This is a genomic window from Cryobacterium mannosilyticum (genome assembly GCF_004402705.1).
Lineage (GTDB): Bacteria > Actinomycetota > Actinomycetes > Actinomycetales > Microbacteriaceae > Cryobacterium > Cryobacterium mannosilyticum.
Genome location: NZ_SOFM01000040.1, coordinates 48,660 through 65,249, shown reverse-complemented (window position 1 = coordinate 65,249; position 16,590 = coordinate 48,660). Strand labels below are relative to the sequence as shown.

At 70.9% G+C, this 16,590-nt stretch carries 13 protein-coding genes; 8 read left to right on the top strand and 5 right to left on the bottom strand.

Annotated elements, in window-relative coordinates; genetic code table 11:
- Positions 1-10: 10 nt before the first annotated feature.
- Entirely contained in the window at positions 11-808 is a 798-nt protein-coding gene (gene modA, locus E3O32_RS12905; protein ID WP_134510134.1) for a molybdate ABC transporter substrate-binding protein, read from the bottom strand.
- Positions 805-1,209 carry a TOBE domain-containing protein gene (locus E3O32_RS12900; protein WP_134510132.1) on the bottom strand — a complete coding sequence of 135 codons (405 nt, stop codon included), beginning with the start codon at positions 1,207-1,209 and terminating at the stop codon, positions 805-807. Before E3O32_RS12900 ends, modA begins: the two co-directional genes overlap by 4 nt.
- Before the next feature lie 101 nt (positions 1,210-1,310).
- Here E3O32_RS12900 and E3O32_RS12895 point away from each other — a divergent pair, with 101 nt between their 5' ends.
- The 3 genes from E3O32_RS12895 to E3O32_RS12885 all read left to right on the top strand — a co-directional run bounded on the left by E3O32_RS12895 (position 1,311) and on the right by E3O32_RS12885 (position 5,578).
- Entirely contained in the window at positions 1,311-1,877 is a 567-nt protein-coding gene (locus tag E3O32_RS12895) for a MogA/MoaB family molybdenum cofactor biosynthesis protein (protein WP_198417572.1), read from the top strand.
- 147 nt (positions 1,878-2,024) lie between these two features.
- Complete coding sequence (locus E3O32_RS12890; protein WP_134510130.1) at positions 2,025-2,885, top strand: FAD binding domain-containing protein; 861 nt, start codon at positions 2,025-2,027, stop codon at positions 2,883-2,885.
- On the top strand, positions 2,882-5,578 hold the full coding sequence (locus E3O32_RS12885; RefSeq protein WP_134510128.1) for a molybdopterin-dependent oxidoreductase: 2,697 nt from the start codon (positions 2,882-2,884) through the stop codon (positions 5,576-5,578). The genes E3O32_RS12890 and E3O32_RS12885 overlap by 4 nt, the downstream gene beginning before the upstream one ends.
- 9 nt (positions 5,579-5,587) lie before the next feature.
- Here the strand turns inward: E3O32_RS12885 and pulA are convergent, their stop codons facing one another.
- Positions 5,588-11,329: a pullulanase-type alpha-1,6-glucosidase gene (gene pulA / locus E3O32_RS12880; RefSeq protein ID WP_134510126.1), complete on the bottom strand. Its 5,742-nt coding sequence runs from the start codon at positions 11,327-11,329 to the stop codon at positions 5,588-5,590.
- Between the two features lie 382 nt (positions 11,330-11,711).
- On the opposite strand from pulA, the gene E3O32_RS12875 reads away from it, so the two are divergent.
- Positions 11,712-13,190 carry an amidohydrolase family protein gene (locus E3O32_RS12875; RefSeq protein WP_134510124.1) on the top strand — a complete coding sequence of 493 codons (1,479 nt, stop codon included), beginning with the start codon at positions 11,712-11,714 and terminating at the stop codon, positions 13,188-13,190.
- A 59-nt stretch (positions 13,191-13,249) separates the two neighbouring features.
- On the opposite strand, the gene E3O32_RS12870 is transcribed toward E3O32_RS12875, so the two are convergent.
- Positions 13,250-13,498, bottom strand: a complete 249-nt coding sequence (locus E3O32_RS12870; protein ID WP_134510122.1) for an SHOCT domain-containing protein — start codon at positions 13,496-13,498, stop codon at positions 13,250-13,252.
- A 48-nt stretch (positions 13,499-13,546) separates the two neighbouring features.
- Positions 13,547-14,032 (bottom strand): SixA phosphatase family protein, encoded by a 486-nt coding sequence (locus E3O32_RS12865; RefSeq protein ID WP_174774785.1) that lies wholly within the window; start codon positions 14,030-14,032, stop codon positions 13,547-13,549.
- A gap of 94 nt (positions 14,033-14,126) precedes the next feature.
- On the opposite strand from E3O32_RS12865, the gene E3O32_RS12860 reads away from it, so the two are divergent.
- The 4 genes from E3O32_RS12860 to E3O32_RS12845 all read left to right on the top strand — a co-directional run bounded on the left by E3O32_RS12860 (position 14,127) and on the right by E3O32_RS12845 (position 16,535).
- Entirely contained in the window at positions 14,127-14,855 is a 729-nt protein-coding gene (locus E3O32_RS12860; RefSeq protein WP_338145200.1) for a nucleotidyltransferase family protein, read from the top strand.
- A gap of 81 nt (positions 14,856-14,936) precedes the next feature.
- Entirely contained in the window at positions 14,937-15,626 is a 690-nt protein-coding gene (locus E3O32_RS12855) for a YoaK family protein (RefSeq protein ID WP_338145199.1), read from the top strand.
- Between the two features lie 76 nt (positions 15,627-15,702).
- Positions 15,703-15,987 (top strand): ATP-dependent Clp protease adapter ClpS, encoded by a 285-nt coding sequence (clpS, locus tag E3O32_RS12850; RefSeq protein ID WP_241974927.1) that lies wholly within the window; start codon positions 15,703-15,705, stop codon positions 15,985-15,987.
- Positions 15,987-16,535 carry a DUF2017 family protein gene (locus E3O32_RS12845; protein WP_478213461.1) on the top strand — a complete coding sequence of 183 codons (549 nt, stop codon included), beginning with the start codon at positions 15,987-15,989 and terminating at the stop codon, positions 16,533-16,535. The genes clpS and E3O32_RS12845 overlap by 1 nt, the downstream gene beginning before the upstream one ends.
- Positions 16,536-16,590 lie beyond the last annotated feature (55 nt).

Below are 16,590 nucleotides of genomic sequence, written 5' to 3'. Positions count from 1 at the left end.
ACCCGTCAGCTCAGGGAGCGCCAAAACCGGCCGCCGCGAGAATCTTCCGACCGGCCGCGCTGGTGACGAATCGGGCGAAGGATGCCCCGAGCGCCGCCTGCGCACTGCCGGCCACCACCCCGATCGGGTAACTGTTCACGGCCCGATCGGACTCGGGGAACGGGATCCCCTGCACGGAGTCGCCTGCCGCGGCGACATCGGTGACGTAGACGAGCCCGGCATCCGCTTCCCGGGAGGAAACCTTGCCGAGCACGTCGGTGACGGCGTTCTCCTCGCTGACCGGGGTGAGGCTGACGCCCGTCGCCTCCTCGATCTTCGCGGCCGCGGCGCCGCACGGCACCTGGGGCGCGCAGGTCACCACGGCGACTCCGGGGCGGGCCAGGTCGGCGAACGACCCGATCTGCGCGGGGTTGCCGGGCGGGACCGCGATCTCGAGCGTATTGGTCGCGAAGACGGCCGCCTTCCCGGTCACGAGGCCGGCGTCCGCCAGCCGCGCCATGTTCTTCGTGTCTGCGGCCGCGAAGACGTCGGCCGGGGCACCCTCGGTGATCTGGGTGACGAGGTCGGCCGAGCCGGCGAAGTTGAGGGTCACCGTGACGCCGGGGTGGGCGGCCTCGAACTGGTCGGCCAGCGCGGTGAACGTGCCGGTCAGGGACGCCGCGGCGAACACGGTGAGCGTTCCGGAGGCAGCGGATGGCGCGCCTTCGGCGGACGGCGGGCTCGAGCCGGCCTGACCCGCACAGCCCGCGGTGAGGCCGGTGGCCAGGACCAGCACGAGCGCGGCAGCCAGGCGACGACCCGGCTTCACTGGTGACCCCTCGGCGTCTCGACGATGACGGTGGTCGCCTTGACCACGGCGACGGCGACGGAACCGGGAACGAGGCCCAACTCTCGCACGGCCTCCGTGCTCATCAGCGAGACGACCCGGTGCGGGCCGCACTGCAGCTCGACCTGGGACATGACCGGATCGCTGAGCACGCTGGTCACCAGGCCGATGAAACGGTTGCGGGCCGAACTGGCGGTGTCGGCCGGGTCGGCCGGCGCCAGTGCGTTCTCCCTGGCCAGGGTGGCCAGGTCGAGACCGTCGACGACCATCCGCCCCGAGTCGTCCGTGGACGCGGCCAGGGTGCCGTTGTCGATCCACCGGCGCACGGTGTCATCGCTCACCCCGAGGTACCCCGCGGCGTCTTTGATCCGTATCTGCGACATGGAACGCATCCTATTACCGTATTTGCGGTTTTGCTTGCCCGGCCGAGGCCCGTTCGGGGCGTTCGGGCCGGCCGCGCCGGTCGGTGGGGCAGGATGGAGGCGTGAAAGCACCCGCGACAGCCCCGATCCGCGTCCCGCACCCGGAGCGCACCGCCCAGGTCATCGTGGCGTCCACGCGCGCGGCGGCGGGCATCTACCCGGACCGCACCGGCCCCGTCATCGACGCCTGGCTGATCGACCGCGGCTGGACCGTGCTCGGCCGCCACGTGGTGCCCGACGGCGACCCGGTCGGGGCGGCACTGCGGGCCGCGGTCGACGCAGGCTACGACCTGGTGATCACCACGGGCGGCACCGGCGTCAGCCCGCACGACCACACCCCCGAGCAGACCGGGCCGCTGCTCGACCGGGAGCTGCCCGGCCTGATGGAGGAGCTGCGCCGACGGGGCGCCGTCTCGACTCCCCTGGCCGTGCTCTCCCGCGGCCGGGCCGGCATCGCCCGCGGCCGCACCCTGATCGTCAACCTGCCCGGCTCGAGCGGTGGGGTGCGCGATGGTCTCACCCTCCTCGACGACGTGCTCGATCACATCCTGGACCAGCTGCACGGCGTCGACCACTCCGCCATCGACCAGCCAGACGTCGACCACCCTGGCGCGGACCCCTCCGCCTGACTTTCGCGCTATCGTGCCTGCACACCGCCTGCTCCGAGGGCATTGGTGTGAAGAGGCCGTGAGGATGCGCGCCGGGTCGTCGACCCCGTGCTACTCCGCTAAGTTTTATCTTGGAAACCTAGCAACTTAGTTCATTGGGGATAAGCGATGGATCTGAACACCGTTCTGACTCTCACCTCTGCCCGCAGCCGCGACGACCTGGCCGCCCTCGGGCCGACGGTGGCGCCGCTGGCCGGCGGCACCGACCTGTTCGGCGAGCCGCAGACCCACCTGACCGGGCTGGTCGACCTGCAGAGCCTCGGCTGGGAGCCGCTCACGGTCACCGATGGGGGCCTCGACATCGCCGCCACCTGCACCATCGCCCAGCTGTCCCGGCTGCCGGAAGCGATCGGGCTGGCCGCGCATCCGCTCTTCTTCCAGTGCGCCGCCGCACTCTACGGCTCGTTCAAGATCTGGAACGTCGCCACGGTCGGCGGCAACCTGTGCGCGTCGCTGCCGGCCGGGCCGATGACGGCGCTGGCCGCGGCCCTCGACGGCGAGGTCCTCCTCTGGCGCGCGGACGGCAGCGACGAGCGCCTGCCCGCCGTGGACTTCGTGACGGGCAACCAGGCCAACCGGCTGGACCCCGGCGATGTGCTGCGCTCGGTCTTCCTCCCGGCGTCGACGCTGCGCTCCCGCACGGCCTTCCGCCGGATCGCCCTCTCCCCGCTCGGCCGCTCCGGCACCCTGCTGATCGGCCGCTCCGACGCCGACGGCGGCTTCGTGCTCACCGTCACCGCCGGTACCGTGCACCCGGTGCAGCTCCGCTACGACTCCGCCCCCTCGGCGAGCGCGCTCGCGCGCGACATCGCCGCGATCGACGCCTGGTTCACGGATGCCCACGGCGCCGCCGACTGGCGCCGCGCCGTGAGCGGCGTGCTGGGCGAGGAGATCCGGGCCGAACTCACTCACGGGCAGGGCAACCCGGGCTACTCCTGGGAGGACGCGCGCGAGGGGGTGCGGGCATGAGGCTCGCCGTGAACGGGTCGCCGGTCGACGCCCAGGCCGCCCCCGGGCAGTGCCTGCGCTCCTTCCTGCGCGAGCAGGAGCACTTCGAGGTGAAGAAGGGCTGCGACACGGGCGACTGCGGCGCCTGCTCGGTGCTGGTCGACGGCACTCCCGTGCACTCCTGTGTCTTCCCGGCCTTCCGCGCCGAGGACACGCAGGTCACGACCGCGGCCGGACTGGGCCTGCCCGGCAACCTCGCACCGGTACAGCAGCGCTTCGTCGACGCCGGCGGCTTCCAGTGCGGCTTCTGCACCCCCGGCATGGTCGTGACCGCCTCCACCCTGACCGAGCACGACCACGACGACCTGCCGCGCCTGCTCAAGGGCAACCTGTGCCGCTGCACCGGTTATCGCTCGATCGCGGACGCCATCCGCGGCACGCACACACCCTCGGACGGGTCGGCGTGCGCCCCCGTCGAAACTCCCGCCGAGACTCCCGCCGAGACTCCCGTCGACGCCCCCGCCTCGACTCTGGGCCGGGTGATCCGCACCGGCAAGGTCGGCACCTCGCTGCGCGCCCCGGCGAGTGAACGGATCGTGAGCGGGCAGGAACCGTACACGCTCGACGTCGCCGTGCCCGGCCTGACTCACCTGAGTGTGCTGCGGAGCCCGCATGCCCACGCGCGCATCCGCTCGATCGACACCCGGGCGGCCGCCGCCCTGCCGGGCGTGCACGCCGTGCTCAGCCACGCCGACTCCCCCGCCACCCTCTACTCCACCGGCCGGCACGAGGACCGGCTCGACGACCCGGACGACACCCTCGTCTTCGACCGGGTGCTGCGGTTCCGCGGCCAGCGGGTCGCGGCCGTCGTCGCCGACACCGTGGCGATCGCCGAGGCCGCCTGCCGGCTGATCTCCGTCGACTACGAGCTGCTGCCCGCGGTCTTCGACCCGGCGGAGGCCCTCCTCCCGGGGGCCGCCCTCGTGCACGGCGACAAGGACGCCGCCGTAAGCCGCCTGGCCGACCCGGGGCGCAACCTCGTCGCCGAGCTGCACGGCGAGTACGGCGATCTCGAGGCCGGCCTGGTCGAGGCCACCCGGCTCGTCACCGGAGACTGGCAGACGCAGCGGGTGGCGCACACCCAGCTGGAGACCCATGCCACGATCGGCTGGCTCGAGGACGACCGGCTGGTGCTCCGCACGAGCTCCCAGGTGCCCTTCCTGGTGCACCGGGAGATCTGCCGGCTGTTCGACTTGGACCCGGCGGGCGTGCGCGTGTTCACCGCCCGGGTCGGCGGCGGTTTCGGCGGCAAGCAGGAGATCCTCACCGAGGACGTCGTCACCCTCGCCGTGCTGAAGACCGGGCGGCCGGTGCAGTACGAGTTCAGCCGCACCGACGAGCTGACCGCGGCGCCGCTGCGCCATCCGATGCGGGTGAAGGTCACCCTCGGCGCAACCGACGAGGGCCGGCTCACCGCGCTCAAGGTCGGCGTGCTCTCCGACACCGGCGCCTACGGCAACCACGGCCCCGGGGTGATGTTCCACGGCACCTCGGAGTCGGTGAGCCTCTACGCGGTGCCGAACAAGCGGGTGGATGCCCAGAGCGTGTACACGAACAACCTCCCCTCCGGCGCGTTCCGCGGCTACGGTCTCGGCCAGGTGATCTTCGGGATCGAGTCCGCCGTCGACGACCTCGCCCGCGACCTGGGGATGAACCCGTTCGACCTGCGGCGGCTCAACTGCGTCGGCCCGGCCGACCCGCTGGTGGTCACCCGGGTGGAGGGCGACGACCTGATCTTCGGCAGCTACGGCCTCGACCAGTGCCTCGACCTGGCCCAGGCCGCGCTCGAGCGCGGCAACGGTGTGGCGGCGCCCGACGGCCCGGAGTGGCAGGTGGGCGAGGGAATGGCGACCGCGATGATCGCCACCATGCCGCCGCGCGGGCACTTCGCGCACGCCTCGGTGACCCTGGAGCCGACCGGCCGGTACACGGTGCGGGTCGGCACGGCCGAGTTCGGCAACGGCACGACCACCGTGCACGCCCAGCTCGCGGCGACGGCGCTGAACATCGACCCCGGCCTGATCGACATCCTGCACTCCGACACCGACGCATCCGGTTACGACACGGGCGCGTACGGCTCGGCCGGGGTCGTCGTCGCCGGCAAGGCCGTGCTGCGTGCGGCGACGCGTCTGGCGGAGAAGCTCAGCGCCGGGACATACGGGCCGGCCCCCGTGAGCGCCGAGGCCGACGAGGACGGCGCGAGGCGCTCGGTCGCGTTCAACGTGCAGGCGTTCCGGGTGGCGGTGTCAACCCTCACCGGGGAGGTGCTCATCCTCCAGTCGATCCAGGCCGCGGACGCCGGGGTCGTGATGAACCCCGACCAGTGCCGCGGCCAGATCGAGGGCGGCGTCGCCCAGGCGATCGGCTCCTCGCTGTTCGAGGAGGTCATCCTCGACGGGGCCGGCCGGGTCACCACGAGCGTGCTGCGAAACTACCACATCCCGCTGCTGGCCGACCTGCCGGTGACCGAGGTGTACTTCGCCGAGACGACGGATGCGCTCGGCCCGCTCGGCGCGAAGTCGATGAGCGAGTCGCCCTACAACCCGGTCGCCCCGGCCCTGGCCAATGCGGTGCGCGACGCCATCGGCATCCGCCCCTACGAGCTGCCGATGTCGCGCGACCGGATCTGGCGCCTGATGCATCCCGGCGCATGACCCCGGGGGTTACCGGCCCCGCTTCTGGTCGTCGACGAGCACGGCCACGGTGCGGGCGGGAACGGTGACCGTGCCGGTGGCCGTGTCCCAGGTCGCGGTCTTGACCACGGCATCCGTGCCCGTCGCCTGGGTGCGGCTGAGCTGGTAGCTCTTGCCGGCCAGCTCCTTCAGCACGATCGTCTGCGGTTCGGGGCTCGCGTTGAACACCGTGAGCAAACCGTCGATCTTGCGGTCGACGTCGGCGCCGACGGTGTCGTCGAGGCGCATCACGATGACACCGGGGATCTCGGTCGGACCTCCCGCCGGAAAGGTCAGTTTCTGCTTGATCAGCTTCGCGTCGCCGAGCCGGAACAGCTCGGTCGACTGCTTGAGCCGAAGCAGATCCTTCGCCTGGCTCGACGCGGCCGCGATGTCGGCCGGGGTCGGCACGAGCGCCGGGTCCTCGAGCAGCGGCCGCTGGATGTCCCATTTGTCCTTGTTCGCGGCCGCCGACGGCAGGCCCACCCCGAAGTTGTTCGTCTGGCCGGTCCAGTCGATCCGGTTGAACCAGTCACCCGAGTTGTAGCTGTCCCGGTCGAGGGACTTGGAGCGCAGCAGATCGGTGCCCGCGTGCCAGAGCGACGGTGCCTGGGAGAGGGTCGCGGTGGCCAGGGAGAGGGTGTTCATCCGCACCCGGTCGGTCATCGCGGAGTCGGCCGGCATCTTGAGGGCGAGCAGGTCGAAGAGCGTCTCGTTGTCGTGAGCGTCGACATAGTTGATCACCTCGGCCGGCTGGTCGGCGTAGCCGGCCGGGGACCCGTTGTAGTCGAGCTGGTCGCCGCGCTTCACCGTGCCGTCGCCGGTGACGAAACTGAAGTCACGGAGGTTCCCCGCGAGCCCCAGCCGCACCAGGTCGCTGGCCGTGGCCAGCTTGGCCAGGGCCTGCTCCGGGGTGCCGTTGATCGCCGCGCCGTTCGGATCGGTGCCGAGGCCAGTGCCGAAGCCCTGCTGCTGCACCGTGCCGCCGTCGACGGGACTGCCGCCGTGCACGGCGTCGCGCAGCCGGTCGTTGAAGGTGCCGATGCCAGTGCCGCCGAGCTGGCCCTGTTTCGCCTGCTCGAACAGCGCGTTCTTCGCCACCTCACCGAAGTCCCAGCCCTCGCCGTAGAGGTAGATGGCCTTGCCGTCCACTCCGTCCTTCTTCTCGGTGAGCGTGTTCAGCGCCTTCCGCACGTTCAGCAGGTTCTCCTTCGAGTGGTGACCCATCAGGTCGAATCGGAAGCCGTCGACCCGGTACTCCCTGGCCCAGAGCACGACCGAGTCGACCATCAGCCGTTCGGCCAGCCGGTGCTCGGTGGCCACGTTCTGGCAGCAGGTCGAGGTCTCGACCGCGCCCAGCGGGTTCAACCGGTGGTAGTAGCCGGGCACAACCTTGTCGAGCACGGACTTGGCCGTCTGGCCGCTCGCCGCGGTGTGGTTGTAGACCTCGTCGAGCACGACCTGGAGGCCGTAGTCGTGCAGGGCGCCGACCATGCTGCGGAACTCCGCCACCCGGGCTCCGCCGCGCGGGTTGACCGCGTAGGAGCCCTCCGGCGCCTGGAAGTGCAGCGGGTCGTAGCCCCAGTTGAAGCCGTCGGTGTCGGCCACCGCCTGCACGCACGCCTGCTGCTCGGGCGACGCCGGCCCGAAGGAGGCGAGGTCACAGGCCGGAACGGCCTGCTTGCTGCGGTCCTCCTCGATTGTGGCGATGTCGAAGGTGGGCAGGAGGTGCACGGTGTTGAGTCCGGCATCCGCCAGCTCCTTCAGGTGCTTTGTGCCGGCGCTGTCCACGCCGAACGCGCCGTAGGTTCCACGGAGCGCCGCTGGCACGCTCTGGTCGGAGATCGAGAAGTCACGCACGTGCAGTTCGTAGATCGAACGGTCCACGGGGTTCTCGATCTCGGGCGACTCGGCCCGCTCCCACTTCTTCGGCCGGAAGTCCCGGTTCGCCAGGTCGACGAACACCGACCGGGTCGAGTTGGTGGTCAGGGCCACCGAGTAGGGGTCGGTGACCTGGTTCACCTCGATCTTGCCGGTGGTCGGTGCGAACACGGTGACTTCGAAGGCGAAGGATGCGTCGGCCCAGTTCTTCTGGCCCGTCGCCGTCCAGGTGCCGTCGGTCTGGCGTTTCAGCGCGACCCGTTCGGGTTCGGCGGCGTCCCCGGCGGTCCAGGCGAGCAGGTCCACCTTCTGCGCGGTCGGTGCCCAGACCGAGACGGTCGGCCGTTTCTTCGACCAGGTGACGCCGAGCGGCCGGGCGGTGGCGGCATCCGCGTAGAGGTCATCGAGCACGCCGGGCAGTTGAACCCCGGTGAGCGCGCTCAGCACGTCGCCGGCGCCGGCCTGGCTGACCTGCAGCTGGGTGGTGAGCAGCCGCTCGATTGCGGCACGGTCGGTGCCGACCGGGCGCAGCACGACGGAGTTCGCCAGTGCGGGGAACACCTTCTTCTGGGCGTCGGTCAGCCCGGCCTTGTCGTAGGCGAGTTTCACGGTGTCGCCGCCGGTCACGGCGCCGTCGACGAGGGCAAGGGTCGCATTCGGCGAGGAGTGCAGGGCGTAGACGAGGTCGGCCGGATCAGTGTTCACCGGCAGCAGGTCGCGCGGCCAGGCCAGCGTCTTCTCGCTCAGCCAGTGGGCGCGCTGCTGGCCGGTGCCGGCGAGCGGCGGGTCGGTGGCTTCGATGGTGAGCACGTGGCTGGCCAGGTTGTAGTTGAAGGTGGTCTGCTTGCCTTCGGTCACGCTGAAGCCGATGTTGGCGCCGTTCGGCACGCCGTTCGCGCCGTAGTTCTCGTCCCAGCCGAGATTGTGCGCCACCTTGCCCTCGTAGCTGCCGGTGGGCAGGGTGCTGGTGCTCCAGCTGAGGATGCCGTCACCGTCCACGTCCTGCAGCCAGGTGGCGAGGCAGTCGGGTTTCCAGTCTCCGGGGCACCCGGCCTCCTCCTGGAAGGAGCCGGCGGCGACGACGATCGGGCCCTGCGCGGTGTTCTGGAAGAAGTTGTTGCGCGGGTCGAAGTAGAACGTCACCGGTCCGCCGGGTGCGGTGAAGGCGACGTTCGCGCCGTTCGGCACCCCGCCTGCCCCGTAGTTGATGTCCCAGGAGCCGTTGATCGCGATCTTGTACTCGTAGGCGCCGGCCGGCAGGTCGAAGGTGCCGGCGTAGACGCCGTCGGCGCGCTTGGTGAGCTTCGCGGCCTCGCAGCCGGGCTGCCAGTCGCCCGCACAGCCGATCTCCGAGTCGAGGCTGCCGGCGACGGTGACCAGGTCGATGGCGGGCGTCGGCGGCGCGGTGTCGGCAAGGGAGACGGTGTTGCCCACCGAGGCGTAGGTGGAGGCGGCGGCGCGCTGGCCGGCGGCATCCGTGGTCACCGCGCGGTATTCGACCAGGGTGCCCGTGGCCAGCCCTGCGGTGTCGTGGAAGACCCGGGGGGTGGTGTCCTCCGCGGTGCCGAGGGCGCTCCAGTCCGGGGAACCGACGACGCGCCAGGCGAAGCCGGTCTCGGCCCAGGTGCCCTCGTCGACCGTGGCGGCCACGGGTGAGACTCCGGATACGCCGGCGCCGGCCTTCGGGGCGGCGACGGTGATCGCGGTGGCCGCGGAAGGCGCGGTGACCGGGCGGTCGGCGACGAGCACGACCGAGCCGAGCGCGGGCACGGTGACCGAGAGGTCACCCGTTGCCGAGGTGGTGCCCGGCGTTCCGGCTCCGTAGAGCACGGAGAAGGCCGCGTTGTCCGTGAGGGTCGGCACGGTGACGGTCCTGGCGGTGGCCGAGTTGTTGACGGCGACGAGGTGCTCGATCTTCGCGGTGCGGTCGACCCGGCTGAAGGCGTAGATGCCGGCTCCGGTGTCGGTGTAGCGCTCGATCTGGGCGCCGGTGGCCAGGGCCGGGTTGTTCTTGCGGAGTGCGGAGAGGGCGCTGATGTGGGTGTAGAGCGGGACGTCCGTGCCGAACCGGTCGACCGACCCGGCCGTCTCGCCCGTGATCAGCGGCTGGTTCTGGTAGTCGGTGACCTGGCTGGCGAACAGGGACTGGCGGGCGTCCTTGTCGCCGCCGGTGCCGGCGAAGCCCTGCTCGTCGCCGTAGTAGACGACGGGCTGGCCGCGGGTGAGATACATCAGGTCGTGGGCGAGCTTGTCGCGCTGCACCGGCGAATCGGTGCTTTTCAGGAACGAGCCGATCCGGCCCATGTCGTGGTTGCCGAGGAAGGTCGGCAGGGCGTAGGCGTTGGAGTCGGGGGTGGTGTACCGGTCGTCGCTGGCGAAGAGCTGGCTGAGACCCTTGGCCGAGTTGCCGGCCGCGAAGCTCGTGGCCTGAGACTGGAAGCCGAAGTCGAGCACAGAGCTGAGGTCGGTCTTCCGCACATAGGGAGAGGTCTTGGCGGCATCCGCGTCATAGACCTCGCCGAACATGAAGAAGTCGGGCTTGCCGTTGGCCCGGGCGTAGTCGCGCACGGCGGTGGACCAGGTCTGCCAGAACTCGAGGTTCACGTGCTTGACGGTGTCGATGCGGAAACCGTCGATGCCGAGGTCGACCCAGGTCTTGTAGACGTCGATGAAGCCGTTCACGACGGTCGGGTTCTCGGTCATCAGGTCGTCGAGGCCGGAGAAGTCACCGTCGAGGGCGCTCTCCCCCTCGAAGGTCGAGTCGCCGCGGTTGTGGTAGAGCGTGGGGTCGTTCAGCCAGGCCGGCACCTTGCGGTTCGCGTTCTCGGCACTGAGCGTCGGCGTGTACGGGAACGAGGTCGTGTCGAGCACCGGGAAGTCGGTCTTTCCGGCATAGTCGGCGGGGTCGAAGGCGACGCCGGCCGCGGTCGTATACGGCGAGGTGGCCTTGTCGATGTAGCTGTACTTCTTCTCCGCGTTGTCGATCAGGTCGGCGGTGTGGTTGGTGATGATGTCGAAGTAGACCTTGATGCCGCGGGCGTGCGCGTCGGCGATCAGCGCCTCGAGTTCGGCGTTGGCGCCGAGGTGCGGGTCGATCTTCGTGAAGTCGGTGATCCAGTAGCCGTGGTAGCCGGCCGAGGCGTTCACTCCGACGCCCTGAACCGGGTTGTTCATGAACGAGGGCGTGAGCCAGAGGGCGCTCGTGCCGAGCCCCTGAATGTAGTCGAGGGAGGAGCGGAGGCCGGCGAGGTCGCCGCCGTTGTAGAAGCCCTTGTTGGTCGGGTCGAAGCCGGAGACCTGCGGATCGGCGCCGAGGCCGGCCGTGTTGTTGGTCGGGTCGCCGTCTCTGAACCGGTCGGTCATCACGAAGTAGAACTGCTCGTTGCTGCCGGGTTCACGGATGGGGGCGGTCGCGAGCGGGGCATCCGCCGCGGAGTACGGTCCGGCGAGGCTGAGCGCCTCAAGCCCGACCCGCTTCTTGGCGAGATCGAAGGTGAACCGCAGGGTGCTGTCGCCGGCGATGGTCAACGGGATGTTGTCGGCCCCGCCATCGAGCCCGTACGCGACATCCCAGCTGTCGTTCAGCGCCACCTTGTAGTCATAACTGCCGGCGGGCAGGGTGAACTCGGCCGCCCACACCCCGTCGACCCCGGTCGGGGCGAGGTCGGTGGCATTGCAGTCCGGCGCCCAGTCGGCGGTGCAGCCGAGCTCGTTCTGGAGGCTGCCGACGAGGGCGACGGTCGGTGTGGCTGCCGCGGCGGCGATCGGGGCGAAGACGAGGCCGGAGACGATGATCGCCCCTGATCCGATCGTGGCCAGGATGCGGCGTGCGGCGGTGCGTTCGGTCAGCATTGACTCTCCCCGTTCGGCCCGTTGCAGCGCAACGGACAACGGATCAGACGCTACTCCGCGCCGCGCCGATCATGCAAGCGTTTACAGGAATTTCCTCGGGATTTGGTGCGCTTGGGCCGGATCACCCCGATTTGCCCCTCATCGGAGAGCCAAAACGACGCTTTCCGGCTCAACGGGAGTCTGCAAACGTTTGCACCCCCGCCGTGAGCAGCGGCCATCCGACGGAGACCGACCGCGCCAAATGCGCCGCTGCGCTGCAGGCGCGCCTGGAGCGCAGCGGCGGAAGTGGCGCGCTCGACGCCAATCGCGGCAGCCCGCCGCACGGAGTGATCAGCGGTCGCCGGGACCGGCTCACTCCAAGCCGGGGATGCTAAACAGGATCATGACTTCGATTCGTGGAGCCGCGCAGGTCTATCGCGGTCACGTCTTCCACATTGCCGGCTCGCCCACCGTGTCGGAGGCGAGGCGCCATCTCGTCTCCCTGCCCGACGGCGCCCTTGTCACCGGCCGGGAGGGCCAGATCGACTGGGTCGGCGACTTCGCCGCTCTCCCCGCGGAGTTCGCCGACCTGCCGGTGACCGACAACCGGGGCGGCTTCATCCTGCCCGGCTTCGTCGACACCCACCTGCACTTCCCGCAGACCTATTCCACGGATGCCTACGGCGGCGGGCAGCTGCTGGAGTGGCTCGACAATTGCGTCTTCCCGGCCGAATCCAAACTGAAAGACCCCGAGTTCGGCGCCCGGATCGCGCGGGACTTCACCCGCCGGCGGATCGCGGCGGGCACCATGAGCGCCCTGGTCTTCGGGTCGGCGTTCCCGCCCGCGCAGGACGCCCTGTTCGCCGAGTCGGAGCGGGCCGGCCTGCGCCTGGTCAGCGGGCGCGGCATCCAGACCATCGGCTCCGAGTCGTCGCGGGCGCTGCTCACCGGAGAGACCGAGGCCCTCGACCTGGTCACGGCCGAGATCGACCGCTGGCACGCGGTCGACACCGGCGACCCGGCCACGGCGCTGCTGCAGGTGGCGGTCGTTCCCCGGTTCAGCCTGTCCGTCACGCCGACCACGCTCGCCGGGCTCGGCGAGCTCTACGATGACGTGCGCGGCCGGGGCGTGTACTTCCACAGCCACCTGAACGAGAACAACCGGCCGGGCACCGGTGAGATCGACGCGGTGAAGGCGATCTACCGGGTCGACACCTACCTCGACACCTACGACGGCCGGTTCCTGCCCGGTTCGGTGCGCGGCGGGTCGAGCCTGCTCGGTCGCCGGAGCATCCTGGCCCACGCCGTGCACTGCGAGGATGCCGAACTCGCCCGGCTGGCCGAAACCGGCACCTCCGTCGCGCACTGCCCGACCTCGCAGCAGTTCCTCGGCTCGGGCACCATGCCCTGGCTGCGCACCACCGGGTTCGGGGTGAACGTGGCGATCGGATCGGACATCGGCGCGGGCGACGAGTGGCTCGTCTCCCGGGTGCTCAACGACTGCTTCAAGGTGCACCTGTCCGAGCCGGGCGACGCCGGGCTGTCGATCGACCCGGCCGCCCTGCTCTTCACCGGCACCCTGGCCGGAGCCCGCGCCCTCGACATGGAGGCGCGATTCGGAAACTTCGACGTCGGCAAGGACGCGGACTTCCTGCTGATCGAACCGGACCGCTGGGAGCCGCTCGCGAGCGTGCTCGAGCGGGGCATCCGCGCCGACGACGCGGAGATGGCCACCGACCAGACCCTGTTCGCCCTGCTGCTGGCGTTGCGCCAGCCGGCGATCACGGGCGTCTTCGTGCGCGGCCGCCGGGTCCAGGCACCGGAACCCGAGCACCGGTCGCCGGTGTCCGCGCGCCTGACCGGGCGTTCCGAACGGGCCTGAGGCTCAGGGTGTGAGGCTCAGCGCCGGAGGCCCCGCTCCTGAAACTCAGATCCTGAAACTCAGATCCTGCCGAGCAGTTCCTGCCGTTTCGCCTGGTACTCGGTCTCGGAGAGCAGGCCCTGGTCCCGGAGCCCGGCCAGCGCCTGCAGTGCGGCGACCGGATCAGTGCCGGGGGCGGGCTGCCCCGCCCGCGACGATCCTCGGCCAAGACGCAGGGCCACGAGAACGATCAGCAGGACGACGACCGCCAGGGCGACCAGGACCGCGAGGATGATCAGGACGTGCCAACCGGTGAGGTTGTTCAGCATGTGTTCCCCCTTCGACTGCGCCGGCCACCGCCCACGCTGGTGCCGACTCTAGTCCGCCGGGGGTCTGCCCGAGGCGCGCAGCACCGCCGGGGTACGACCGGCGTCCGACCACGGGCCGGCCAGGCCGATCACCGCGATGGCCGAGGTCGGCATCGGCACGGATTCCCCGGTCAGCAGCGCGGCGAGGTTCTCGATCCCCGGGTTGTGGCCGACCAGCACGACGGTGCCGGCGTCGTCGGGGAGTTCGCGCAGCACGCCGAGCAGTTGCCCGGCCGAGGCGGCATACGCGCGGTCGTCCACCAGGGTCGGCGGCACGGCGTCGAGTTCCGCCGAGGCCAGTTCCCAGGTGCTGCGCGCCCGGTTCGCCGACGAGACGACGGCGAGGTCGATGCCCGGGATGCTGCGGGCCAGCCACTTCCCGGCGCGCGGCGCCTGGTGGCGGCCCCGACCGTTCAGGGGGCGGTCGACGTCGGCCTCGTCACCCGACCAGTCGGACTTGGCGTGCCGCAACAGGATCAGCGTGCGCTCAGGCATGACCCCAGTCTGCCACGGTTGTCCGGGCGCGGTCCGGACGCGGTCCGGACGCGGTCCGGGCAGGCGACGGGCAGGTCGCCCTACGATGGCAGGCATGATGCCCCTCGCTCCCCCGGTTGCCGGTCTCGTGCTCGCGGCCGGCGCGGGCTCCCGCTACGGCCGCCCGAAGGCGCTCGCCACGACCCCTGAGGGCACGTCCTGGCTGGTCAGGGCCGTGCATACTCTGGCCGCCGCCGGCTGCCACCCGGTGATCGTCGTGCTCGGGGCCGGCGCCGACGCAGCGGAGGCGCTGCTCGGCGACTTCCATCCGGGCGAGCTGGTGGTCACCCGGGCCGAGGACTGGGCGGACGGGCTCTCCGCGTCACTCAGGGCGGGGCTGCGGGCGGCGGCGGCGCTCGGCCCCGGTCCGCTGGCGGTGGCGGTCGTCCCGGTCGACGTGCCCGGGCTGGGCGAGGCCACCGTCCGGCGGCTGATCGGCCCGGCAGCGCTCGGTCCGGCAGCGCTCGGTCCGGCAGCGCTCGGTCCGGCAGCGCTCGGTCCCGACACCCTGAGGCAGGCCTGTTTCGAGGGGAGGCCGGGGCATCCGGTCGTGATCGGGCGCGCGCACTGGGCCGGCCTGATCGCCTCGGTCAGCGGGGACACCGGGGCCAGGCCCTACCTGTTCGCGCACCAGGCCGTGCCGGTGGAATGCGGCGACCTGGAGACCGGCGCCGACATCGACGTGAACATCGACGTGAACACCGACGTGAACATCGACGTGGACATCAACGCCGGCGTCGAACGGGAGACCGGCGGGACGCCCGGGCATCCGCCCGATCGGTGACTCCCGCGCGGCATCCATGGAATCATGGGGTTTCCGCGCCCGCCGCCGCCGACCCGGCCGTCACCGTTCCCGAAGGATCCCGTGCTCGAGACACTCCGCCGCCACCCCGCGAACCTGCACCTGGGGCTCATGCTCGCACTCACCTTCTCCACCGGCGTGGCGGATGCCGTGGGCTACCTCGGCCTGGACCGGGTGTTCACCGGCAACATGACCGGCAACGTCGTGATCCTCGGCATGGCTCTGGCCGGGGCGAACAACCTGCCGGTCGCCGGCCCACTGCTGGCGCTGTTCACGTTCATGCTCGGCGCCGCCGTCGGCGGGCGGGTGCTGCGCCCGGTCGCGATCGGCTGGACGACGCACGCCAGTGTGCTCTTCGGCCTGCAGGGACTGGTGATGGCTGCCCTCTCGATCGCCCTGTTCCTCGGCGGTGGCCGCCCACCGGCACCCTTCGACCTCGTGATCACCGGCTTCCTCGCCGCGGTGATGGGCCTGCAGGCGTCGATCGCCCGCCACATCGGGGTGAAGGACGTGACCACGGTGGTCGTCACCTCGACCATCACGGGCTTCGCCGCCGACTCCCGGCTCGGCGGCGGCAAGGGCCAGCCCTGGTTCCGCCGGCTCGCCGCGATCGTGCTGATCGGCGCCGGCGCCGCGGTCGGCGCGCTGCTGCTGATGACGCACATCGGCTGGGGGGTCGCCCTGTCGGCGGCGATCACCCTCGTCGTCACCGCGCTCGGGCACGCGGCCGGCCGCCCGCACCACGCGCCCTGACCGGGCCCGGACCCTGCGGAGGACGACCGCGACGGACCCGGTGGAATTCCGGTGCCCGTCGTGGGAGCCTTGAGGGGTGCCGAAGACTGTCGAACGCCCCGATCTGCAGGAGACGGTGTCACTGGATCGTCCGTGGATCACGATCGTCTGGGACGACCCGGTGAACCTGATGTCCTACGTGGCCTACGTCTTCCGCAGCTACTTCGGCGTCACCGCCGAGGAGGCGGAGCGCCTCATGCTGCAGGTGCACAACACCGGCCGGGCCGTGGTCGCCACCGGCAACCGTGAGGCCATGGAACGCCATGTCGAGGCCATGCACGGCTACGGCCTGTGGGCGACGCTGGCCAGGGCCGACTCGTGATGCAATTCGAGCCGTCCACGGAAGGTCGCGTGTCCGCGCACTTCGAATTGGTCGAGGTGGGGCTGCTCCGACTCGCCACCAGCCAGCTGGTGGAACTTTTGGAGGCCGCCGATGCCCACGCGCCAGGCACGGCCGCCGACCCGGCCCTGAAACGACTGCTGCCGGATGCCTACCTGGACGACCCTGAGGCCGCGGCGGAGTTCCGCCGGTTCACCGCCGGCGATCTCCTCGACCGCAAGGTGCTCAATGCGAAGGTGGTCCTGACGACCCTGGGCGAGGAGCCGCTCGACCCGATCTCCGACGAACCGGACGAGGCGCTGCTCCACGAATTGCCGGACGACGCCCCGCTGGCGATCGTGCTTGACCCGCCCGACGTGCAGTCCTGGCTGCGCACCCTCACCGACCTGCGGTTGACGCTGGCCGAGCGTCTCGACATTGGGCCGGACGGCCGGCCGCAGCGAGAGGACGAGGACGCCCCGTTCCTGCGGGACGTCTACGAATGGTTCGGCATGGTGCAGGAGTCCCTGGTCTACGCCATCGACGTCTGAGTCGAGCGACGTCTGAGCCGAGCGACGTCTGAGTCGAGCGACGTCTGAGTCGAGC

Coding starts and splice junctions, on each gene's coding strand:
- E3O32_RS12900 (WP_134510132.1), bottom strand. CDS start 1,209: ATGTCGCAGATACGGATCAAAGACGCCGCGGGGTACCTCGGGGTGAGC.
- E3O32_RS12890 (WP_134510130.1), top strand. CDS start 2,025: ATGGATCTGAACACCGTTCTGACTCTCACCTCTGCCCGCAGCCGCGAC.
- E3O32_RS12885 (WP_134510128.1), top strand. CDS start 2,882: ATGAGGCTCGCCGTGAACGGGTCGCCGGTCGACGCCCAGGCCGCCCCC.
- pulA (WP_134510126.1), bottom strand. CDS start 11,329: ATGCTGACCGAACGCACCGCCGCACGCCGCATCCTGGCCACGATCGGA.
- E3O32_RS12875 (WP_134510124.1), top strand. CDS start 11,712: ATGACTTCGATTCGTGGAGCCGCGCAGGTCTATCGCGGTCACGTCTTC.
- E3O32_RS12870 (WP_134510122.1), bottom strand. CDS start 13,498: ATGCTGAACAACCTCACCGGTTGGCACGTCCTGATCATCCTCGCGGTC.
- E3O32_RS12865 (WP_174774785.1), bottom strand. CDS start 14,032: ATGCCTGAGCGCACGCTGATCCTGTTGCGGCACGCCAAGTCCGACTGG.
- E3O32_RS12860 (WP_338145200.1), top strand. CDS start 14,127: ATGATGCCCCTCGCTCCCCCGGTTGCCGGTCTCGTGCTCGCGGCCGGC.
- E3O32_RS12845 (WP_478213461.1), top strand. CDS start 15,987: ATGCAATTCGAGCCGTCCACGGAAGGTCGCGTGTCCGCGCACTTCGAA.